The sequence below is a fragment of the Serratia sp. NPDC087055 genome (assembly GCF_044900985.1).
Classification (GTDB): domain Bacteria; phylum Pseudomonadota; class Gammaproteobacteria; order Enterobacterales; family Enterobacteriaceae; genus Serratia.
Genome location: NZ_JBJDOG010000002.1, coordinates 425,866 through 447,554, shown reverse-complemented (window position 1 = coordinate 447,554; position 21,689 = coordinate 425,866). Strand labels below are relative to the sequence as shown.

General features: G+C 54.0%; 22 protein-coding genes. 13 read left to right on the top strand and 9 right to left on the bottom strand.

Annotated features, from left to right (window positions below; genetic code table 11):
- Window positions 1-131 precede the first annotated feature (131 nt).
- Window positions 132-1,649, bottom strand: a complete 1,518-nt coding sequence (gene dgt / locus ACI2J2_RS15830; protein ID WP_404760417.1) for a dGTPase — start codon at window positions 1,647-1,649, stop codon at window positions 132-134.
- A gap of 129 nt (window positions 1,650-1,778) precedes the next feature.
- On the opposite strand from dgt, the gene mtnN reads away from it, so the two are divergent.
- The 4 genes from mtnN (at window position 1,779) to ACI2J2_RS15810 (ending at window position 4,377) form a co-directional block, all read left to right on the top strand.
- On the top strand, window positions 1,779-2,480 hold the full coding sequence (mtnN, locus tag ACI2J2_RS15825; protein WP_209635137.1) for a 5'-methylthioadenosine/S-adenosylhomocysteine nucleosidase: 702 nt from the start codon (window positions 1,779-1,781) through the stop codon (window positions 2,478-2,480).
- 1 nt (window position 2,481) lies between these two features.
- Window positions 2,482-3,288, top strand: coding sequence for a vitamin B12 ABC transporter substrate-binding protein BtuF (gene btuF / locus ACI2J2_RS15820; RefSeq protein WP_404760416.1), 807 nt, complete (start codon window positions 2,482-2,484; stop codon window positions 3,286-3,288).
- A complete protein-coding gene (locus ACI2J2_RS15815; RefSeq protein ID WP_012005233.1) occupies window positions 3,288-3,902 on the top strand; it encodes a TRIC cation channel family protein in 615 nt (204 codons plus the stop codon). The genes btuF and ACI2J2_RS15815 overlap by 1 nt, the downstream gene beginning before the upstream one ends.
- 229 nt (window positions 3,903-4,131) lie before the next feature.
- On the top strand, window positions 4,132-4,377 hold the full coding sequence (locus tag ACI2J2_RS15810; RefSeq protein WP_265555778.1) for a hypothetical protein: 246 nt from the start codon (window positions 4,132-4,134) through the stop codon (window positions 4,375-4,377).
- Window positions 4,378-4,434: 57 nt separating this feature from the next.
- Here ACI2J2_RS15810 and erpA read toward each other — a convergent pair whose 3' ends face one another.
- Both erpA and clcA read right to left on the bottom strand, forming a co-directional pair.
- Complete coding sequence (gene erpA / locus ACI2J2_RS15805) at window positions 4,435-4,779, bottom strand: iron-sulfur cluster insertion protein ErpA (protein WP_004950184.1); 345 nt, start codon at window positions 4,777-4,779, stop codon at window positions 4,435-4,437.
- An 89-nt stretch (window positions 4,780-4,868) separates the two neighbouring features.
- On the bottom strand, window positions 4,869-6,308 hold the full coding sequence (gene clcA / locus ACI2J2_RS15800; RefSeq protein ID WP_209635110.1) for a H(+)/Cl(-) exchange transporter ClcA: 1,440 nt from the start codon (window positions 6,306-6,308) through the stop codon (window positions 4,869-4,871).
- Window positions 6,309-6,486: 178 nt separating this feature from the next.
- On the opposite strand from clcA, the gene hemL reads away from it, so the two are divergent.
- The gene (gene hemL / locus ACI2J2_RS15795) at window positions 6,487-7,776 is read left to right on the top strand and encodes a glutamate-1-semialdehyde 2,1-aminomutase (protein WP_404760415.1); all 1,290 of its coding nucleotides are present in this window, start codon (window positions 6,487-6,489) and stop codon (window positions 7,774-7,776) included.
- A 72-nt stretch (window positions 7,777-7,848) separates the two neighbouring features.
- Here the strand turns inward: hemL and ampE are convergent, their stop codons facing one another.
- On the bottom strand, window positions 7,849-8,703 hold the full coding sequence (gene ampE, locus ACI2J2_RS15790; RefSeq protein ID WP_209635105.1) for a beta-lactamase regulator AmpE: 855 nt from the start codon (window positions 8,701-8,703) through the stop codon (window positions 7,849-7,851).
- Between the two features lie 250 nt (window positions 8,704-8,953).
- Here ampE and nadC point away from each other — a divergent pair, with 250 nt between their 5' ends.
- From nadC to hofC, 4 genes are all read left to right on the top strand, one after another.
- Window positions 8,954-9,844: a carboxylating nicotinate-nucleotide diphosphorylase gene (gene nadC / locus ACI2J2_RS15785; RefSeq protein ID WP_265555780.1), complete on the top strand. Its 891-nt coding sequence runs from the start codon at window positions 8,954-8,956 to the stop codon at window positions 9,842-9,844.
- Between the two features lie 190 nt (window positions 9,845-10,034).
- A complete protein-coding gene (gene ppdD / locus ACI2J2_RS15780; RefSeq protein WP_404760414.1) occupies window positions 10,035-10,484 on the top strand; it encodes a prepilin peptidase-dependent pilin in 450 nt (149 codons plus the stop codon).
- Complete coding sequence (gspE, locus tag ACI2J2_RS15775) at window positions 10,481-11,932, top strand: type II secretion system protein GspE (protein WP_404760413.1); 1,452 nt, start codon at window positions 10,481-10,483, stop codon at window positions 11,930-11,932. Before ppdD ends, gspE begins: the two co-directional genes overlap by 4 nt.
- Window positions 11,929-13,128, top strand: coding sequence for a protein transport protein HofC (gene hofC / locus ACI2J2_RS15770; RefSeq protein ID WP_404760412.1), 1,200 nt, complete (start codon window positions 11,929-11,931; stop codon window positions 13,126-13,128). Before gspE ends, hofC begins: the two co-directional genes overlap by 4 nt.
- A gap of 68 nt (window positions 13,129-13,196) precedes the next feature.
- Here the strand turns inward: hofC and ACI2J2_RS15765 are convergent, their stop codons facing one another.
- Window positions 13,197-14,240: a GMP reductase gene (locus tag ACI2J2_RS15765; RefSeq protein WP_404760411.1), complete on the bottom strand. Its 1,044-nt coding sequence runs from the start codon at window positions 14,238-14,240 to the stop codon at window positions 13,197-13,199.
- Window positions 14,241-14,619: 379 nt separating this feature from the next.
- On the opposite strand from ACI2J2_RS15765, the gene coaE reads away from it, so the two are divergent.
- The 3 genes from coaE to yacG are packed head-to-tail and all read left to right on the top strand — an operon-like array spanning window position 14,620 to window position 16,234.
- Window positions 14,620-15,234, top strand: a complete 615-nt coding sequence (gene coaE, locus ACI2J2_RS15760) for a dephospho-CoA kinase (RefSeq protein WP_404760410.1) — start codon at window positions 14,620-14,622, stop codon at window positions 15,232-15,234.
- 5 nt (window positions 15,235-15,239) lie between these two features.
- Window positions 15,240-15,992, top strand: coding sequence for a cell division protein ZapD (gene zapD, locus ACI2J2_RS15755; protein WP_404760409.1), 753 nt, complete (start codon window positions 15,240-15,242; stop codon window positions 15,990-15,992).
- Between the two features lie 50 nt (window positions 15,993-16,042).
- A complete protein-coding gene (yacG, locus tag ACI2J2_RS15750) occupies window positions 16,043-16,234 on the top strand; it encodes a DNA gyrase inhibitor YacG (protein ID WP_037426075.1) in 192 nt (63 codons plus the stop codon).
- A 41-nt stretch (window positions 16,235-16,275) separates the two neighbouring features.
- Here the strand turns inward: yacG and mutT are convergent, their stop codons facing one another.
- From mutT to secM, 3 genes are all read right to left on the bottom strand, one after another.
- The gene (gene mutT / locus ACI2J2_RS15745; RefSeq protein ID WP_404760408.1) at window positions 16,276-16,680 is read right to left on the bottom strand and encodes an 8-oxo-dGTP diphosphatase MutT; all 405 of its coding nucleotides are present in this window, start codon (window positions 16,678-16,680) and stop codon (window positions 16,276-16,278) included.
- Between the two features lie 104 nt (window positions 16,681-16,784).
- Window positions 16,785-19,496 carry a preprotein translocase subunit SecA gene (gene secA, locus ACI2J2_RS15740; protein WP_209635087.1) on the bottom strand — a complete coding sequence of 904 codons (2,712 nt, stop codon included), beginning with the start codon at window positions 19,494-19,496 and terminating at the stop codon, window positions 16,785-16,787.
- A gap of 87 nt (window positions 19,497-19,583) precedes the next feature.
- Window positions 19,584-20,117 carry a secA translation cis-regulator SecM gene (secM, locus tag ACI2J2_RS15735; protein WP_209635085.1) on the bottom strand — a complete coding sequence of 178 codons (534 nt, stop codon included), beginning with the start codon at window positions 20,115-20,117 and terminating at the stop codon, window positions 19,584-19,586.
- 26 nt (window positions 20,118-20,143) lie between these two features.
- On the opposite strand from secM, the gene ACI2J2_RS15730 reads away from it, so the two are divergent.
- Entirely contained in the window at window positions 20,144-20,668 is a 525-nt protein-coding gene (locus tag ACI2J2_RS15730) for a DUF721 domain-containing protein (RefSeq protein WP_209635083.1), read from the top strand.
- Between the two features lie 14 nt (window positions 20,669-20,682).
- Here the strand turns inward: ACI2J2_RS15730 and lpxC are convergent, their stop codons facing one another.
- Entirely contained in the window at window positions 20,683-21,600 is a 918-nt protein-coding gene (gene lpxC / locus ACI2J2_RS15725) for a UDP-3-O-acyl-N-acetylglucosamine deacetylase (protein ID WP_404760407.1), read from the bottom strand.
- Window positions 21,601-21,689: the final 89 nt, after the last annotated feature.

Below are 21,689 nucleotides of genomic sequence, written 5' to 3'. Positions count from 1 at the left end.
TATTAATAACCCGAAGTTCCGGCGCAGATTATTGGTAATAGTAAACAAATATTGTCCGTCTTTACAAAACTAGAAATAGGCGCCGAACGGCTAACGAAAATGCTTAAAATAACATTTATTAGCTCAAGGAATTATTCCGCAGCCATCAATCGGCGGTATTCATCATAAGCATAAAGATCGGTCATACCACTGATATAATCCTGCAGCAAACGGGCGCGGAAATAATATTCACGGATCGCCAATTGCTCGGACGACAGATGCTGCAATCCTTCAACCGCTTCCACATAGGCCAGCCGATGTTTGGTAGAAAGTTTATGAAACAGGCGCGTTTCAATTGGGTAAGCACGGTGGCTGTCTTCCTGTACCAGACGTGTAAAATCTGCCAATGGCATGGCCAGTAATGGGCTATAGATATCCAGTAACCCGCTGATTACACGGTAACCCTGCAGCTCTAATTGCTCAACTTCCGGGTGGTTAAAGACATGTTTAAACGCAACATTCTTGAATATTTTCAGCAGTTGATACGCTGGGCTCGAGTCTTCCAGCAAGGCCTGATTAAAGTTGCCTTGATACACCGCGTCCAGGTTATCAATAAAGCGCTGCGCTGCATGCGGGACTAAACGTGCCACGGTGAACACGCGCAGATACATGAAGAATTGATCTTCGGCACTGCGCCGTGTGCCACCGCGATCGCTCTTGCGAAAAGCACTGGCCACCGTTTTATCAAACAGATCGCCTGGCGAAATTTCACCCCATTCCTGAGTTAAATGCTGGTAAAGCTGTTCGACAGTGAAAATGTTTTTTTCCACTGCGTCTTCCAGGTCAGCGATACAATAAGAAATATCGTCTGCGGCTTCCATAATATAAGTCAATGGAAAACGGTCGAACTCCCCCATATTTAGCTCACGCCGCAGCCTATCGACAAATGCTTCCTCTGCCAGATAAAAACCCGGCTTTTTCATCAGGTAGTCGTGACTGGCAGGAATGTCGGCGGCCCAATAGGCTGGACGAGTGTATTTCAGGATACACCCCACCTGCGCATACGTCAGATTTAGCTTCAACAGGGTATACACCAGCCGGATCGCTTGGGCATTGCCTTCGAAATGGCTAAGATCGTGGCGTATGCGGCTACGCAGGCGGTTAAGATCGCTCTCGCCCTCATGCAAACGTAATACGCTGACTTGGCAGCGATCGTGACTGGCAGGCTCGCTGCCGCAGCTGGCGGGATCAAGCCGCTGCGAAAACCAGTCATTGATCGCCGACTCGCCAAAATGACCGAAGGGCGGGTTGCCGATGTCATGCATCAGACAGGCCATTTCAACAATACTTTCAAAGGGGTCGAGCAGTTTGGTCAGACCAAGAGCGTCTATCCGCCCATCCTGCTTGAAGCGATTGAGTATTTCTTTAGCGATATGCCGCCCCACTTGTTGCACCTCCATCGAATGGGTCAGGCGGCTGCGTACCGCTGCATTACGCTCGAGGGGAAACACCTGGGTTTTTTGCTGCAGGCGACGAATGGCGGCTGAATTGACAATGCGCCCGCGATCGCTCTCGAACTGCCGCACAATGTCGTATTCTTCTTCGGCTTCAATTGGCTTGCTGAATGGCCGCTGGAAGCTGATTTTTTGCTTAAAGTCGATCCCGGACATCTGTTTCTCCGCCGTTGCGCCCTGCCTCCGTGATAACAATTCCCGGCGGCATATGCAACGGATTATCTCTCTATGAGAGCCATGATAGACTATGGCGCAATTCCCACACCCAATCAGCGAGTCTTATTTATGAAAGTAGGCATCATCGGCGCAATGGAGCAGGAAGTCACCCTGCTGCGCGATCAAATTGAAAACCGTCAGACCATTCAACGCGCGGGTTGTGAAATCTATACCGGCCAGATCGGCGGCGTTGACGTGGCCCTGCTCAAGTCAGGTATCGGCAAAGTCTCTGCAGCGATGGGTACCACTCTACTGCTGGAACACTGCAAACCGGACGTGGTGATTAATACCGGTTCTGCCGGTGGCCTGGCGAGCACGCTCAAGGTCGGCGATATCGTGGTATCCGAAGAAGTACGTTATCACGACGCCGACGTGACTGCCTTCGGTTACGAACCGGGCCAAATGGCCGGTTGCCCTGCAGCCTTCGTGGCAAACGACGCGCTGATTGCGCTGGCGGAAAGCTGCATCAAACAACTGAATTTGAACGCGGTACGCGGCCTGATTTGCAGCGGCGACGCCTTCATCAACGGCGCTGAGCCGTTGGCACGCATTCGCGCCACGTTTCCGAACGTTGCTGCTGTGGAAATGGAAGCCGCTGCCGTCGGCCATGTTTGCCACTTGTTCGGTACGCCGTTTGTGGTCGTGCGCGCGATCTCTGACGTTGCTGACAGTGAGTCGCACATGAGCTTTGACGAGTTTCTTTCCGTCGCCGCCAAGCAATCTACACTGATGGTTAACACCATGCTGCAAACCTTGGCTAAGCGCGGTTGATGTGACGCAACGCTTTTCAGTCCTGCTGTGGCTGCTGGCATTATGGATGGCGCTGCCTGCCGGCGCCGCCCAACGGGTGATCAGCCTGGCACCCAACACAACCGAACTGGCCTATGCCGCTGGCATGGGGGATACCTTGCTGGCGGTAAGCGCTTATTCCGACTACCCGCCCGCCGCCCAGAAGCTGGAACAAGTTGCGTCGTGGCAAGGGATCAACCTGGAGCGGGTGCTGGCACTGAAGCCGGATCTGATCCTGGCATGGCGCGGCGGCAATCCACAGCGAGTACTGGATCAGCTCGCCGCCTTCGGTATCCCGATCTTTTATGCAGATGCCACCACGATTGATGATATAGCCCAATCTCTGGACAAACTGGCGCAATATAGCCCGCACCCTGAGCAAGCGCATCAGGCCGCAGAGGCTATCCGTAAACAAATTGCCGATCTGAAAGCAAAATACCCGCACAATCAGTCACGGCGGGTCCTGCTGCAATTTGGCACCCAACCGCTGTTCACCAGTTCCGGTGCCACGCTACAAAGTCAGGTATTGTCGCTGTGCGGCGCGGAGAACATCTTTGCAGACAGCCGTATGCCGTGGCCGCAAATCAGCCGGGAACAGGTGCTGGCTCGCCAGCCACAAGCGATCGTTATCGCGGGCGACCAAAAAGAGATCGCCAGCGTGAAAGCCTTTTGGACACCACAATTGCAGGTGCCGGTGATTGCGCTGAATGGGGATTGGTTCAACCGTCCCGGGCCGCGCATCATGCTGGCAGCACAGCAATTGTGTCATCAATTGGCGGAGCTTCATTAATGCTGGTGTTCTGGCTGGATATTCTCGGCACTGCGGTTTTCGCCATTTCAGGCGTATTACTGGCGGGCAAGTTGCGTATGGATCCGTTCGGCGTGCTCGTCCTGGGCGTCGTCACCGCGGTCGGTGGCGGCACCATCCGCGATATGGCGTTGGCCAACGGCCCGGTCTTTTGGGTTAAAGATCCAACCGATCTGGTGGTAGCAATGATCACCTGCGTGCTGACACTCCTGCTGGTACGTCAGCCACGCCGCTTACCAAAATGGATCCTGCCGGTGTTGGACGCCGTTGGACTGGCGGTTTTTGTCGGCATTGGTGTAAATAAAGCCTTTGCCGCCGATGCCAGTCCATTGGTGGCAATCTGTATGGGTGTCATTACCGGGGTTGGCGGCGGCATTATCCGTGACGTGCTGGCACGGGAAATCCCGATGATTCTGCGAACCGAAATTTACGCCACCGCCTGTATTATCGGTGGCATTGTCCATGCGACCGCCTACGCGACCTTCGGCATGCCCTTACAACAGGCGATGATGCTCGGTATGGGCATTACGCTGGCTATCCGGCTCGCGGCTATCCGCTGGCACCTCAAACTCCCTGCCTTCATCCTTGAACGATAACCAAATCCCGCCCGTATCGGGCGGAATCTTATGACATCGATACGCCATAAGTCGGAATATTAGACCAATTAGTAGCCAAATGTTATTATCAACGCCTTAAAAACCGCTGGAAATCAATGTAATAAACTTTTTAACCCCAAGTTAATTATTCCCCAGCCTTGTTAAAACTTATTAACTTTTTGCCGATAAGCCATTATGTGATTGCTTACGGATGGCTATTCCCCAAACTATGAAGAATATTCTCTTTTTATTCAGCGTGCTGCTGTGCAGCTCTTTCGTTTACGCCGGCAATATGAGCGGGCAAATTGGTGTCAGCCTGACCATCGCCCCAATCTGTAGCGTGGATACAGGGGGTTCAACGCCACAGGTAACATGCGGTAATACGGCCAGTGCCCAGCCTAAAGTCACCCGCAGTCCGTTAGCCACAGAGGGCGAAAATGATGCTTACCGAGAACTGATCACGGTGGAATGGTAACCATAAAAAAACCCGCAAACCGATGGGGTTGGCGGGTTTATACGCTGGCTGGTGGGATCACACGCTGAACGAGGATCCGCAGCCGCAGGTAGTTTTGGCGTTCGGGTTAGTCACCACGAAGCGCGAGCCTTCCAGCCCTTCGGTATAATCAACCGAGCCACCGACCAGATATTGCAGGCTCATCGGATCAACAACCAGAGCAACACCCTGTTTCTCGATGGTCATATCACCGTCATTGACCTTATCGTCAAAAGTGAAGCCGTACTGGAATCCGCTGCAACCGCCACCGGTAATGTAAACCCGTAACTTCAGATTCGGGTTTTCTTCGTCAGCAATCAGGACTTTAACCTTACTTGCTGCTGCCTCGGTAAATTGCAGGGGCAGTGCTGTTTCATCACTCATACTCTTTACTCCCAACATTGTTCTGCATCAGGTCGCTACAATGGCGGCCGGATTAATGTTAATGATTATCCAATACCTGAGTGTTGCGTTCAAGTATTCACCGCATTTGTTGTATTTTCTTTACCTGTTTTATCTGCCGCTTCACTGGCCTGCTGCGCTTCCTGACGCTGTAGCGTACGGGCCAATATCGAGGAATACAACGGCTTGCCCCCAAGGAACTGAGCCACCAGCGTAGCACCAAGGCAGGTAATAATCATGGGCAGTATGAGCTGATAGTTATCGGTCATTTCCAACACCAAGACGATACCGGTCAGGGGCGCGCGCACTGTCGCAGCGAACAAGGCTCCCATGCCGGCAATGGCGAATGTGCCAGCCTCGATGCCATACTGCGGGAACAAATGAGCACCGGCCAAGCCAAAAGCCGTACCAAACAGCGTGCCCAACGCCAGCATCGGTGCAAAAATCCCCCCCGGGGCACCGGAACCGAAGCACAGTAACGTGGTGATGACCCGGGTAATGAAAATAAACATCAGCATACCGACGCTGTAGTTACCTGCCGCAGCGATCGGGATCAGGCCAAAGCCTCCACCTGCGGCCTCCGGTTGGATCAACCCCAGGATGCCGCAAATGCCGCCGAGCAATCCCCCCATCAGCAAAATCTTGCGCATCTTGCCGCCGTGCAGACGAGCAAACATGTCCTGAGTGCGGAAAATTAGCGCGTTGAACATCACGCCAACCGCGCCGAATATGGCCCCCAGCACCAGGTATAACCAAAGGGTATTAATCGGTGCGGAGGAAAGCTTGCCCACCGCAATCACCGATCCTTCGCCATTGAACAACTGAAACACCACGCTCGACATAATAACGCCGATAAACACCGCTTTAATTGAGATCAGGTTATAGCGGAACTGCGGGCGCATCTCTTCAATGATGAACAGAATGCCGGCCAGCGGCGCATTGAAGGCGGCCGAGAGGCCGGCAGCCGCACCGGTAGCAAGCAGCGAATGACGCGCCTCTGCGCCGCGCATACGGAAAATATCCAGCACCATGCGCCCAACGTTGCCCCCCATCTGCACAGTCGGCCCTTCACGACCTAGCACCATGCCCGCCCCAAGCGTACCCATGCCGCCAATAAACTTCACCGGAATCACTCGCCACCAGCGTACTGGGCGCAGTTCTTCCAATGCGCCTTCAATTTCCGGAATACCCGATCCCCCGGCTTCAGGGGCAAAACGGCGGACCAAATAATAGCCCAGCACGGCCAGCCCGGCAGAAAGAACAAAAGCCAACGGCCACACCAGAATCCAGTAATCAGCGACCTGTGCCAACGCAGAAAGGCGCTGCTGCTGCACCCAATCCACCGCTTTATCAAATGCCACGCCAAGCAAACCGGCCAGAGTCCCCACCACCGCGGCCATGAACAAGACAGCCACGGGCGTTTTATCACGACGCATAAACTGGCGCACCATGTCACTCCGTTTGAGTCTTGGAGCCCGTGCGAGCGGTGATTGTTGCTGTAATTCAGTCATAATGGGCTATTCATTAGTGGAGTTAAATGTAATACAAATAGGCAAGTCGAATATTCTAGCGCACCCACTGACCAACCGCCCCCCTAAATAGGTATCTGACTGTGATCGTTTCATATCAGCGAACACTTCACTAGAATAGCGCGGTCAAATCATTCAAAGAGAATCCAGGAGCCGATTTATGAGCTTACACAACAAGTCCGAAAATCTGTATGCGCAGGCACAACAGGTAATCCCAGGCGGGGTTAACTCTCCGGTGCGTGCATTCAGCGGCGTTGGTGGTGTGCCACTGTTTATCGAGCGTGCAGACGGGGCTTACCTGTTTGACGTCGACGGCAAAGCCTATATCGACTACGTCGGTTCCTGGGGCCCGATGGTACTGGGGCATAACCACCCGGCGATCCGCAACGCAGTGATCGAAGCGGCACAGCGTGGCCTGAGCTTTGGCGCGCCTACCGAGATGGAAGTCAAAATGGCCGAGTTGGTCACTGAGCTGGTGCCCACCATGGACATGGTGCGAATGGTGAACTCAGGCACCGAAGCCACCATGAGCGCAATCCGCTTGGCGCGTGGCTATACCAATCGCGATAAAATCATCAAATTTGAAGGCTGCTACCACGGTCACGCAGACTGCCTGCTGGTAAAAGCCGGCTCCGGCGCACTGACGCTGGGCCAACCGAACTCACCGGGCGTACCGGCCGACTTCGCCAAACACACCCTGACCTGCACCTTTAACGATCTGGATTCGGTACGTACCGCATTTGAGCAGTACCCTTCAGAGATCGCCTGTATCATCGTTGAGCCAGTCGCAGGCAACATGAACTGTGTACCACCGTTGCCTGAATTCCTGCCAGGTCTGCGCGCACTGTGTGACAAGTACGGTGCCCTGCTGATTATCGACGAAGTCATGACCGGCTTCCGCGTAGCGCTGGCAGGGGCGCAGTCCTATTACGATGTAGAACCCGACCTTACTTGCCTGGGCAAAATCATCGGTGGCGGCATGCCCGTTGGCGCGTTCGGCGGCCGTCGTGACGTGATGGCCGCACTGGCGCCCACCGGCCCGGTTTATCAGGCAGGTACACTGTCCGGTAACCCGATTGCAATGGCCGCGGGCTACGCCTGCCTTACCGAAGTTTCGCAGGTGGGTATCCACCAGACACTGACCGAACTCACAGATATGCTGGCGGATGGCCTGCTGCATGCGGCAAAAGAAGAAAACATCCCGTTGGTGGTAAACCACGTTGGTGGCATGTTCGGCGTGTTCTTTACCGATGCTCCGTCAGTCACCTGCTATCAGGATGTGATGCAGTGCGATGTAGAGCGCTTCAAGCGCTTCTTCCATCTGATGCTGGATGAAGGCGTTTATCTGGCGCCTTCCGCTTTTGAAGCGGGCTTTATGTCTGTTGCGCATAGCAAAGAAGATATCCAACGCACCATCGACGCTGCACGCCGCAGCTTCGCCAAACTGTAAGCTTCGGCAATCCAACAAAAACGGGCGCTAAGCGCCCGTTTTTTATTTCTGGTGGTTAAGCCACATACCGTCTTAGAGCAGGGTGCCGTAAATCGTCAATAGCGCCACCACCACCACAATGATCATTGTTACCTTACGCGCCAACGTTACCGCTGCCCGTGGGGTCTGCACTGGATCCATATGGGGTTCCCGCGCTAATGAGAACTGCGCCAATCGCGTCAACACCTGATACTGCGAAGAATGGCGATCCCCCAACGATGCCACCCATGCCGGCAGCGCTTTCTCACCATGCCCGATCAATGCATAGGCCACGCCGGCCAGGCGTACCGGGATCCAGTCTAACCAGTGCAGCAGATGATCGATGCCCGACTGTGAACGTTCCAACGGGGTATTATGACGCGCCAACCAGGTTTGATAGGCACGCAGGAAAGAATAGCCCGCCAAGGCAATCGGTCCGTAGGGCCCACAGACGACAAACCAGAACAGCGGCGCCAAATAATAACGGAAGTTAATCCACAGCAACGCGTTCTGCAGTTCACGCAAGCGCAGCTCTTCGCTGCAATCCACTGGCAAGCCGTGAATTAGCGCCAGTTCTTCCGCCATCTGATCACTGGCATGTACATCTCCCTGACGTGCCGCCTTCAGATAGGCACGATAGTGTTTGCGCTTAATGCCCGCGCCCACACACAGCAAATCAATAATGATCCACAGCAACAGCGTCACTACGCCGAAAAACAGCCCCTGAGCCAGCCACAGAATCCCCCCTACCACAACCATCCAGGCAAGAGTCATCAGTAACGTCTGTGCTAGTGAAAATCGATGTAACCGATGAAACACCACCTCCAGGCGGTGATCCAACTGCCAATGCTCCCCTAGCTTGAACAAACGTTCCCACGCCAGAACCAGTAACAGCGTAAACAGCGTCATTAGCGACTCCTCTCCTTTTCCATTATTCCAAGCATAGCGTCATCGGGCTTGCCGGGTTGTTCCAGAGATGCCAGATATAACTCCCCGTCAAACACAGGGCTGGGACGATCCTGCTGTGCATGGCGATGTGCGGTGCAGGCATCGGATAATGTATGATTAGCAGCGCAACCAACGTGCTGCTGTGGTACTTGTCACGGCAACAGAGTAGCATGTTCCCTCTACGAACTTACCGTCCATTTCGGAGTTTTCTATGCCGACACGCCGCTACAGTGCCGACAGTCGCCGCACCGAGCTTCTTGAACGAATTGAAAGCGATATCCCCTATGCCGTTGCCCAGGCCCTGCGTGAAGACCTGGGGGGCGAAGTCGATGCCGAACGCGATATTACCGCGCAATTGTTACCGGCCGACACCCAAGCCGAAGCGACCATCATCACCCGTGAACCCGGCATATTTTGCGGCCAACGCTGGTTGAACGAAGTCTTCATCCAATTGGGTAACCAGGTGAAGGTGGAATGGCTGGTGGCAGACGGCGATAGCCTGGTGCCCGATCAACTGCTCTGCAAACTGACCGGCCCGGCACGAGTGCTACTGACGGGTGAACGTACCGCACTGAACTTTGTACAGACGCTTTCTGGCGTAGCGACCGAAGTCAGCCGCTATGTGGCACTGTTACAAGGCACGCAAACTCGCCTGCTGGACACCCGTAAGACTTTGCCTGGGCTACGCACCGCGCTGAAATATGCGGTGTTGTGCGGCGGTGGCAGCAACCACCGGCTGGGGCTATCCGACGCCTTCCTGATCAAAGAAAACCACATCATTGCCTCCGGTTCGATTAAAAAGGCGGTCGAGAAAGCGTTCTGGCTGCATGCCGACGTGCCCGTCGAAGTCGAAGTGGAGTCGCTGGATGAATTACAACAGGCGCTGGATGCCGGCGCCGACATCGTCATGCTGGATAACTTCAGCGTTGAGATGATGCGCACCGCTGTGGCGCAAACTCAGGGCCGTGCTCAACTGGAGGTTTCAGGTAATGTCACCAGTGACACCCTGCGCACCTTCGCCGAAACCGGCGTGGACTACATTTCCGTTGGTGCCCTGACCAAGCACGTGACCGCCCTCGATCTGTCGATGCGCTTCAAATAATGCCCCGCCTTCCCGCTGCGGCGGGGAGGTATTCCCCATCAACATTGCGACATCCCCCCCAATGTTGTAACCCCAGCTGCAAACACAATGCATTACGCTGGAAGCACACCGCAAAACGCCGCTAAGCCCCTCGAAGCCTCTATCCCAAGCGTTTACCCTGCCCTCCACATTCATTAGGAGGCAACAACAGATGGAAACACAGCGCGGTTTTACCTTGATCGAATTGATGGTGGTGATCGCCATTATTGCGATCCTCAGCGCCATCGGCATTCCCGCCTATCAGCGGTATATCCAAAAAGCAGCGATGACCGACATGCTGCAAACCATGACCCCATATAAAATGGCCGTTGAGTTATGTGTACTCGACAATGGCGTACCCGCTGCGTGCAACGCCGGCAGTCAAGGCATCCCTACAGGCGGGACATCACGTTATGTCAGCGCAGTTCAGGTCAGCCAAGGTGTTATTTCGCTGACCGGCACACAAACGCTTCAGGGGCTGACGGTGACGCTCACCCCAACTCAAAATACCCGCGGTCTGACCCGCTGGACCCGTCAGTGCAGCAGTGACAACACCAACTTGCAAGAGACCTGCCAAGAGGTCTTCCGTTTTGATACAACCAACACGACGCCAACACCATGAGTGTGACGATCAGCGATGAAATCCATGCACTGTGCCGACGCTATCAGGCGTTGGCACTCAGTGAAGACGAGTACTGCCTGAACGTTGCCCTGGCTGAAGAAGCGCCTCCAGCATTGCTAACGGCCCTGCGTTTCGCCACCGGTAAACGCATTCATCTGGAACAGTGGCCATCAGCCCGGTTAGAGCTGGAGCTAAATCACCGTCAAATACAGGGCGACCACTTCCAACAAGCCCTTCAGGAACCTGAACCAGAGACCCCCTCATTAAATGATGACAGTGACGCCCCCGTCGTACAGTTCATTAATCAGACCTTGCGCATCGCCATTCAACGGCGCGCTTCGGATATTCATGTTGAACCTTACCAGCAGACGCTGCGTATCCGGCTGCGCATCGACGGCGTACTACAAGCCATAGCGTCACCACCTTTTGCACTGGCCGCACGCCTTACCGCCCGGCTGAAGATCATGGGGCAACTGGACATTGCCGAACGACGCCTGCCGCAAGATGGTCAGCTCAGCGTACAGTTGGATAACGCGACATACTCAATGCGCATCGCCACCTTACCCACGCTGCACGGTGAAAAAGTGGTGCTGCGGATCCTGCACACTGAGCGTCAGGAGCTACCGTTGGAGCAGTTGGGTATGGACCAGACTGCGCTGGCACAGTTTGCCGCAGCGCTGTCCTGTCCTCAGGGCCTGATCCTGGTCACCGGCCCGACGGGTAGCGGTAAAACCGTTACCCTCTATAGCGGCCTCCGCCAGTTAAATGACGCGCAGAGCAATTTATGCAGTGTCGAGGACCCCATTGAGATCCCGCTGTTTGGCGTCAACCAAACGCAGATTAACGCCAAAACCGATCTGGATTTCTCTCGCGTTTTACGCGCCTTACTGCGGCAAGATCCGGATATCATCATGATCGGTGAAATCCGCGATCGAGAAACGGCAGAAATCGCGGTTAAAGCCGCGCAAACCGGTCATCTGGTGCTTTCCACATTGCACACCAATTCCACCAGCGAAACGCTAACGCGCCTGACCCATATGGGCATTCCCGGTTATTTGATTGCCGCCTGCCTGAAATTGGTGATTGCCCAACGACTGGTGCGCAAACTTTGCCGTCACTGCCGTTATCAACAAAGCGGGGCGGTGCACTTCCCCACTGCAATTTGGGCTGACCCTCTGCACCCCTGGCAAGCCGATGGCTGTGAACACTGTTTCAGCGGTTACTATGGCCGTATCGGAGTCTATGAATTGTTGACCATCACACCAGAGGTGCAGACCGGCCTATTGCAAGGTGCAGCCCCTGCTCAATTAGCAGATATTGCACGACAGCAGGGGCAAGCAACATTGTTGCAAGCCGGGTTAACGTTGGTTTCTCAAGGTGTTACCTCGCTTGAAGAAGTGTATCGCATTGTCGGCATCATTATTGCCGACACCGGAGAGGCACCGTGAAAAACTTACGTCTTTTCCTCTGGCAGGCGATTGACTCCCAAGGGCAACTGCACCAAGGGGAATTGATGAGCCCCGAGAAGAACAGGGTCAGCCTGTGGCTTATCGAACAAGGGCTACAGCCCTACAAAATTGACAGTGGTAAACGCATTCCCCCCAGCCAGTGGCGCGGAGACCCCCTGATCCAATTCACTCGTCAGCTTGCCACTTTGTTGCAGGCCGGGCTACCGCTGGTTAGCGGATTACAACTCCTGGCAGCAGAACACCCTTCCGCCGCCTGGCGCTGTTTGCTACGGGAGCTCAGCGAATTGGTGCAGCAAGGCCAGCCGTTTTCGGAAGCCATCGCCGGACAAACGGCCATATTCCCTTTGATCTACCGCCAGTTGATCGCCATTGGGGAGCTCACCGGCCACCTGGATGAATGCTGCCTACAGCTGGCCCAACAGCAGGAAGCCCATCAAAAGCTGCAGAAGAAAGTGGTTAAGGCACTGCGTTATCCCTTGTTTATCTGCGCTGTAGCGCTACTGGTGAGCATGCTAATGCTGGTCATGGTGTTGCCGGAGTTTGCCGGTGTCTACCAGTCATTCAATGCGCCACTGCCGTGGTTTACTCAAGGACTGCTGAATCTTTCCGCCCTGTTGATCGAGAGCGGCCCCTGGCTAGCCCTCGTACTGTTCTGCATGACGCTGGCTTATTTTCACCGTCTGCACCCGCAACCACGATGGCGCAGGCGTGAACAGGCAGCGCTACTCCACCTGCCGCTGATTGCGCCCTTGATCAAAGGCGGCTGTCTAAGCCAAATATTCCGCATTCTGGCGATGACCCAGCAAGCCGGGTTAACGCTGATTGAAGGCTTGAACGCAGCCGCACTGTCGATAGATAACCTGTTTTACCGTCAGGCAATTGAGAAGGTGCAGCAACAGATTGCGCAAGGGCACACTTTCCACAGCGCGTTGAAGCAACAAACGCTTTTCCCTTCGCTGTGTCAGCAGTTGGTACGGGTTGGCGAAGAGTCGGGATCGTTAGATACGCTGCTGGGCAAACTTGCTCTGTGGCATGAGCAGCAAACCTTTGAGCGGGCCGACACCCTGGCGCAAACGCTGGAACCCATATTGATGCTGGTGGTCGGTGGGATCGTAGGCACACTGGTGATCGCAATGTACCTGCCGATATTTCAGTTGGGGAATGTGTTGGGATGAACCTGAAGACGAACATGGGCGCAGCAAAACACTGCACCCACAATTTAGCTACGTGCAAGCAAGCCAGATTACTTGCTGCCGAAAACGCGGTTTTCCTGCTCCGCTACGCGGATGAAGGTGGTACGTTTGGTCAGCTCTTTCAGACGTTCTGCACCGACATACGTACAGGCAGAACGCAGGCCGCCCAAGATGTCACGAACGGTAAACTCAACCTCACCGCGCAAAGGCAGCTTAACGGTTTTGCCTTCTGCTGCCCGGTACTCAGCAACGCCACCAACGTGGCGTTTCATGGCTGACTCGGAGCTCATGCCGTAGAACAGCATGAATTTCTCACCGTTCTCTTCCACAACTGTCCCTTCGCACTCGTCGTGGCCGGCCAACATGCCGCCTAACATGACAAAGTCCGCGCCACCACCAAAGGCTTTCGCAACATCACCCGGCACGGAACAACCACCGTCGCTGACAATCTGGCCACCAAGACCATGTGCCGCATCGGCGCACTCGATCACTGCAGACAGTTGCGGATAGCCAACGCCCGTTTTCACTCGGGTGGTGCAGACTGAGCCAGGGCCAATACCGACTTTAACGATATCGGCACCGGACAGGATAAGTTCTTCAACCATTTCGCCAGTGACGACGTTACCGGCACAAATCACATGTTTTGGACAGGCCTCACGCGCTTTCTGTAAGAAAGCGACAAAATGCTCTGAGTAACCATTAGCCACGTCGATACAGATAAACTTCAGCCCCGGAGACAGAGCCAAAATCTGCTGCATCTTCACAAAATCGGCGTCGGAGGTACCGGTTGAAACCATAACGTGGCGCAGCACTGAGGCCGGGACGCGTTGCACAAAAGTGGCCCATTGCTCAACGGTGTAGTGTTTGTGTACGGCAGTGAGAACGTCGAAGGAAGCCAGGGCCTCTGCCATGCTGAAGGTGCCGACTGAGTCCATGTTGGCGGCAATAATCGGCACACCGGACCAGTTCAAGCCAGAATGTTTGAAGGTAAACTGACGTTCCAGCTCAACCTCTGAACGGCTTTTCAGCGTAGAACGTTTAGGACGGATCAGCACATCTTTAAAGCCTAACTTCAAATCTTCTTCAATACGCATGACTAATGATTTCCTGGTTTATGGCGACGGATCGCAGAGAGTATTCGAACCTATACCCTATAAAGTTGAAGTTTCAGCCAGCAACGCTGTAACTTGAAGAATGGCGGGTATAGATTAATGCCAGTTCCAGTGACGCTATCATACGCGCTAATAATCCCCGGACAAGACTGCGAATTCTCGATTATTTACGCTACAATCCGACAAATTTACCTGCGAAACCGCAATGTGAGCTCCCGCTCATTTTTCCTTTCTGGCTGCAGTTTTTATCAACGTACAACGCTAGCGACCAGACAAGCGCCACCTGCTGACTTGCACTTCTGCGCGATCGCTTTATGATTCGTCTATTATTTTTTTATGAATACCAGGTGCATTTCCTACCATGGCCTACATTGTTGCGTTGACAGGAGGTATCGGCAGCGGTAAATCAACCGTAGCGGATGCCTTTGTACGCCACGGCGTGACGGTGGTCGACGCTGACGTCATTGCGCGGCAAGTTGTTGAGCCAGGCACCCCGGCTCTGGCAACCATCGCCGATCGTTTTGGTAATGAAATGTTGCAGCCTGACGGCACACTTAACCGTGCTGCACTGCGTCAGCGTATCTTCAGTAACCCTGATGAAAAACGCTGGCTAAACCAACTGCTGCACCCGCTGATTCATCAGGAAACCCAACGCCAATTGGCGCAAGTCACTAGCCCCTATGCACTTTGGGTCGTACCACTGCTGGTGGAGAATAACCTGCAGGCGCGTGCTGACCGCGTGTTGGTGGTCGACGTTGACAGTGAAACTCAGTTGGCCAGAACCATTGCCCGCGACGGTATCAGCCGTCAGCAGGCGCAGAACATACTGTCCGCACAGGTCACGCGTGAACAGCGTCTGGCCGCTGCTGATGACATAATTGATAATAGCGGCGCTGCTCAGGGGATAGAGCCATTAGTTGCCGCACTGCATCGCCGTTACCTTGAGCTGGCGGCATCAGCGACCCGACAGGATTAAACTGAATGAGTGATGTTTCCCCAAGCGTTCTTTTTGAACACCCGTTGAATGAAAAAATGCGCACCTGGTTGCGTATGGAGTTTTTACTGCAACAGTTGCACGGCCAGCGCGCATTGAGTGAAACAGCCATCGCCTTGACGTTCTTCCGTACCATTGCCGATCTGCTGGACGTACTGGAACGTGGCGAAGTACGCACTGAGTTACTGAAAGAGCTGGAACGTCAGCAGCAAAAACTGCTGGCATGGTCCGATGTGCCCGGCGTTGATATGTCGCTGGTGGATCAGTTGCGCAACCAGTTAAAACACTGTGCTGCTGCCCTGATGTCCGCCCCGCGCCTCGGACAATCGCTGCGTGAAGACCGGCTGATTAGTCTCATACGTCAACGTCTGAGCATCCCTGGCGGTTGTTGCAGTTTTGACTTACCAACGTTGCACATGTGGATGCATGCGCCTCAGCAGGAACGGAATGACGACGTCAGTCAGTGGCTGCAAACGCTCGAACCGCTGAACCAGGCACTGACCATGGTGCTGGATCTTATTCGCCAATCCGGGTCATTTCGCAATCAAATCAGCCTGAATGGCTTCTTCCAAGATAACGCTGAAGGGGCCGATCTGTTGCGCTTGCGCATCAACCTGGCCCACCAGCTTTACCCACAGATTTCTGGCCACAAGACGCGCTATGCGATCCGCTTTCTGCCGCTGGACAGTGAGTTTGGCACAGTGCCGGAGCGATTAACCTTTGAGTTGGCCTGTTGTTAACCCAATGAAATAAAAACCTTTCATACGTTGGAAGGGTGTAAGGAACTGATATGACGACCGTAGTGAAATGCCCAACCTGTGGCAAAGGGGTGGTATGGGGTGAAGTCAGCCCATTCCGCCCATTTTGCAGCAAACGCTGTCAGCTGATTGATCTGGGCGAATGGGCTGATGAAGAAAAACGCATTCCCAGCAGCAGTGATTTGTCAGAAAGCGAAGACTGGAGCGAGGCAGACGATCGCTGATCGTCGTGCTTACCGGCCTGGCATTTACCAGGCCGGCTGCTTTACTGCGCAGCGTTAGCCTGCGCCACCAGCAGTTTAATAATACTGACATTGGCCTCTGGGAAGTCTTCCTCCCGTAAATCAGCCTGCTTCACCCAGCGCATTGGCTGCCCTTCACGGCCAAACGGCTCGCCCGCCCAGCTCTCCACCAAATAAAAATTCAACGTCACGATACGATCGCTAAAGTGGTGCTCAAGGACTTCCAGCAGCTCTGCACGTTCGGCCTCAATGCCGGTCTCCTCCAGCAGCTCACGCTTAAGCGCCTGTTCCGCCATCTCACCCTGCTCAATCTTACCGCCTGGAAACTCCCAAAAACCGGCCATGTGTGAATCGGCCGCTCGCCGGGTAATAAAGATTTCCTGCTGGGCGTTACGAATGATGCCGACAGCAATGTTCAGGTGTTTCATCGCATTCTCCTGATTGATTCATTCATTAGGGCCGCAGTTCGCCCCAAAAAACAGGGGTTCAGCATGCTGAACCCCTGGGTTTTATTGGTTACACACCGCCGGATTTACTTCTGCAGACGGCCGTGGCACTGCTTGTATTTTTTACCGGAACCGCAAGGGCAAGGATCGTTACGGCCAACTTTGCGTTCTGCGCTCGCTGGTGCATCAGGATCTTCGGTAACAAGCGCGTTTTCTTCGTAATGGCTCAACTGTTGCTGCTTAGCCAGGCGCTCAGCTTCTTCGCGGCGTTGCTGTTCCAGTGCTTCAACCTCTTCCGGCATCCGCACCTGCACTTTGCTCAGCACGCTGATCACTTCATGTTTCAGTGACTCAAGCATGGTCGCAAACATGTTGAAAGACTCACGTTTGTATTCCTGCTTAGGATCTTTTTGCGCATAACCACGCAGGTGGATCCCCTGGCGCAAGTAGTCCATGGCCGCAAGATGCTCTTTCCACAGTGAGTCCAGCGTTTGCAGCATCACGCCTTTTTCGAAGTTGCGCATCATCTCGGCGCCAACAACTTCTTCTTTACGTTTGTACTCTTCTTTGGCTGTTTCCAGAATACGCTCACGCAGCGTTTCTTCGTGCAGCTCTGGCTCTTTATCCAACCATTCTGCAATTGGCATATCCAGATCGAAGTCGTTCTTCAGGCGTTCGGTCAGTCCCTGAACATCCCACTCTTCTTCCAGTGACTCTGGCTGAATGTAAGCGTCGATAGTGGTTTTGAACACATCTTCGCGGATGCTGCTGATGGTTTCGCTAACGTCAGACACGTCCAGCAGCTCGTTACGCTGGCTGTAGATAGCACGGCGCTGATCGTTGGCCACATCATCGTATTCAAGCAGCTGTTTACGGATATCGAAGTTACGGCTTTCCACTTTGCGCTGTGCGTTGGCAATGGCTTTGGTGACCCACGGGTGCTCAATGGCCTCACCTTCTTTCATACCCAGTTTGCGCATCATGTTGGAAACGCGATCAGAGGCGAAAATGCGCATCAGAGCATCTTCCATCGACAGGTAGAAACGGGATGAACCGGCGTCCCCCTGACGGCCAGAACGGCCACGCAGCTGGTTATCGATACGGCGAGATTCATGACGCTCGGTACCAATAATGTGCAAGCCACCTGCGGCTAACACGGCATCATGGCGAATTTTCCAGGCCTCTTTAATTGCAGCAATTTGTTCTTCAGTTGGATCTTCCAACTGGGCGATCTCTGCCTGCCAGCTGCCACCCAAGACGATATCGGTACCACGACCCGCCATGTTGGTGGCGATAGTAACCGCTGACGTCTGCCCGGCTTGCGCAACAATATCCGCTTCCATGGCGTGGAACTTGGCGTTCAACACCTTATGGGCAATACCGGCCTTCTCGAGTTCACGCGAAACCACTTCAGATTTCTCGATTGAAATCGTACCAACCAGTACTGGTTGGCCGTTTGCGGTACGCTCACGAATGTCTTCAATGATAGCGCCAATCTTCTCCAGTTCAGTCATGTAGACCAAATCAGGCATATCTTTACGCAGCATTGGGCGGTTAGTGGGCACCACAATGGTATCGAGCTTATAGATAGAGCTGAATTCGAAGGCTTCGGTATCGGCAGTACCGGTCATCCCGGCCAGCTTCTCGTACAAGCGGAAGTAGTTCTGGAAGGTGATCGATGCCAGCGTTTGGTTCTCGTTCTGGATTTCCACGCCTTCTTTGGCTTCTACTGCCTGATGCAGACCATCAGACCAGCGACGACCGTGCATAGTACGGCCGGTGTGTTCATCAACGATGATGACTTCACCGTCTTTTACGATGTAGTCAACGTCACGGGTGAACAGTACGTGGGCGCGTAACGCAGCCGTTACGTGGTGCATCAGCATAATGTTGGTTGGTGAGTACAGTGACTCCCCCTCCTCCATAATGCCGGCGTCCATCAGCATTTCTTCGATCAGGATCAGACCGCGTTCGGTCAGGTGTACCTGACGCGCTTTCTCGTCAACCGAGAAGTGACCTTCACCCTGGAAGGTATCTGAGTCTTCTTTTTCCTGACGAATCAGTTTAGGAATCAGTTTGTTAACCTTGATATACATCTCCGAGCTGTCTTCAGCCGGACCCGAGATGATCAAAGGAGTACGCGCTTCATCGATCAGGATGGAGTCAACCTCATCCACCAACGCATAGTGCAGCTTACGCTGAACGCGTTCCTCAGGGCTGAATGCCATGTTGTCGCGCAGGTAGTCAAAACCGTATTCGTTGTTGGTACCGTAGGTAATGTCTGCGGCATAGGCTTCACGCTTAGCCGGTGCTGGCATACCTGGCAGGTTAATGCCGATGCTTAGACCGAGGAATTCGAACAATGGACGGTTGTTTTCGGCGTCACGCTGTGCCAGATAGTCGTTCACGGTGACCACGTGCACACCACGGCCACTCAAGGCGTTCAGGTAAGCCGGCAGGGTTGCGGTCAGAGTTTTACCTTCACCAGTACGCATCTCTGCAATACAGCGATCATTCAGTACCATACCGCCCAACAGCTGTACGTCGAAGTGACGCATGCCGAATACGCGTTTACTGGCCTCACGCACGACCGCGAAAGCTTCCGGCAGCAGGTTTTCCAACACTTCGCCCTTTTCCAGGCGCGCACGAAACTCGTTGGTTTTGGCTTTCAGTTCGTCATCGGACAGTTTTTCCATGTCCGGTTCCATCTGGTTGATCAGCTCAACCGATTTGCGCATGCGGCGCAGCGTACGATCGTTACGGCTACCAAAAACTTTGGTCAATAATTTCACTAACATGATGTTTGATATCTCTGTCATGACGGCCAACACAGGCAGTCAATTTGCTGTTATTTTTTAGGTTTTTTGTCGCCCGGCGGGCAAAAATCAGATTAGGGCAGCGGGCCCGGCGCGGATGCCCTGCACCTGTGCGAGCCACAACCCGGTCTGATGCTGCGCAAAGGCAGGCAGTACGGCATGGTGGGTATCACGAATGATGGTTGGCGGCTTCGGCTCATGCGTCAGCAGCGCGTTAAGCGTAGAAAGCAGCGCCAGTTGCGCTACCTGCAAAGGGGGTTCAGCCACTTCCGCTTCGTTTTCCTGCACGCGCGCATAGACGGCCTGCGGCGCAAGAGCAAAAGAAAGGTGACGAATGACGGTGCGAAGCGCATGCTGGTGCCAGTAATCGACACTGAAGGTCGGGCGGCGATGCGCTTCTTGCAGTAACGCCAGGCTCTTAAAGGCATTACTGGCGGAATTTTGCCGGTTCAGGCTGGACGAGGTGCTCGGCAGAGCGGCTTGATCAGGTGCGCCGGACAGATTTGAAGGTACGCCAAGCGTGGCCGCAACCATCCCTAACAGGAGATGGGGCCAGAAATAACGTCTGCCAAATTGTCGCCAACGATTTAGAATACCGATCACGAGTTTATTATCCGCCGGAGCCCATTATGCGCGATAGCCGTCCACAATTATTAGATTCCCTGTTCGACGACGCGTCTGCAGAAGACAAAGGGCCGCTGCATAACGTCCAGCAACGCGCAGTGGCGCTGCTTAAGCTTAACCGTGCAGTGAAAGGTCTGTTACCGGTTCAACTGCATCCTTGGTGCCGCGTCGCGAATTTCCGACAGGGTATTTTAGTGCTAGAAACGGCAAATGCCAGCTGGATGATGCGCCTACGCTACGAACAACCGGCTTTATTATCTGCACTACGAGCGCAAATTCTACCATCATTGTCGTCGATCGACATCAGGATTAATCCGGCCTTGATGGCAAAAGGGAGCAACCTTGCGCAGAGCACCGCAAAAAATGCAGGAAATGCACAGCCGAGCGCACCGATGCGTCATCTGAGTCAGGAAAGTGCTAAAGAATTAAGGGGATTGGCGAGCAGAAGCCCAGAAAAACTGCGCAAGATATTGGAACGACTGGCGTCGTTGGCCGGAGAGAGTGCCAACGCGACCAGTCGTGATAAGTAATCAGCGGTATCGACTTATGCCAATACGGTAGACGGAGCTTTGAATGCCAGTGGCATTTCTGCTTCGTCCTGGAAAGTGACGTATTCCCACGCTTCCTGTTTTGCCAGAACGGCTTGCAGCAGCTTGTTGTTCAGCGCATGGCCAGACTTGTACGCGGTAAACGCGCCAATGATGTTGTGGCCGCACATGAACAGATCGCCGATAGCATCCAGCATTTTGTGACGAACAAATTCGTCTTCAAAACGCAGGCCATCTTCGTTCAGAACGCGATAGTCATCTACCACGATGGCGCAGTCAAAGCTGCCGCCCAACGCCAAACCACGCGACTGTAAGTATTCAATGTCACGCATAAAACCGAATGTACGCGCACGGCTGATTTGGCGCACGAACGAGTCGGCAGAGAAATCCAGGCGGTAGCGTTGCGTACTGGCGTCGATCGCCGGGTGGTTGAAGTCGATGGTGAAGTCCAGGCGGAACCCGTTATGCGGGGACAGCTCAGCCCACTTGTCGCCATCTTCAATACGCACGGTGTCTTTCAGACGCAGGAATTTCTTCGCAGAGTTCAGTTCTTCGATGCCGGCATCCAGCAACAGGAAGACGAACGGGCTAGCACTACCGTCCATGATTGGGATCTCGGCGGCGTCAACTTCGATAACGATGTTGTCGATGCCCAACCCAGCCAGCGCGGCATTAAGATGCTCAACGGTAGAAATACGCACGTCATGCTCATTCACCAGGCAAGTACAGAGCATGGTATCACGCACGGATTTTGCATCAGCCGGAAAATCAACCGGTGGATTCAAGTCAGTGCGACGATAGATGACCCCGGTATTAGCCGCCGCGGGGCGCATTGTCAGCGTGACTTTCTTGCCGGTATGCAAACCGACACCCGTCGCCTGAACAATACGTTTTAATGTCCTTTGTTTGATCATCGTTTTATCTCGCAATGTTATCAATCCTACCGACCAAGCATACAGCATGGCCGGCGGGACAGTTTAGCACAAAGAGCGGAGATTCCAAA